General features: G+C 66.0%; 1 protein-coding gene. It reads right to left on the bottom strand.

From position 1 onward, the window contains the following. Window positions 1-394, bottom strand: a 394-nt coding sequence (locus ACLEJQ_RS25790) for a hypothetical protein (RefSeq protein ID WP_440799928.1), incomplete at both ends; no start/stop codon positions are given.

Below are 394 nucleotides of genomic sequence, written 5' to 3'. Positions count from 1 at the left end.
GCCTTTGCCGTCGAGCAGGGCCAGGGGGCGGAAGGTGCCGGGTTCGTAGAGGTAGCTGCGGTGGTGGCGCGGGCTGCTTTCGGCAACGAGTTGGTCGCCTTGCCAGAAAAATTCCGTGGTCAGGCCGTCCACGGTCTTGCTGATGCGTCGGCCGAAGGCGTCGTAGCGGTAGGAGGTTTCGCGACCGTCCGGGGTGGTGAGGCCGATCAGACGGTGCTGGCTGTCGTAGCGGTATTCGGTGACGAGGCTGTGGGCTTTGCCCCGGCGTTCGCGGATCAGGTTGCCGAAGGCGTCGTAGTCGTAGTGCCGGTCGCCGTCCAGCAGCAGGCGGTTGCCCTTGACGGTGACGGGACCGGGGCGGTCCATCATCAACAAGTTGCCGGCCGGATCGTGA

The organism is Pseudomonas sp. SMV71, from assembly GCF_052042015.1.
GTDB lineage: Bacteria > Pseudomonadota > Gammaproteobacteria > Pseudomonadales > Pseudomonadaceae > Aquipseudomonas.
The sequence above is the reverse complement of the archived record's forward strand: the minus strand, read 5'-3'. Positions and strand labels throughout refer to the sequence as shown.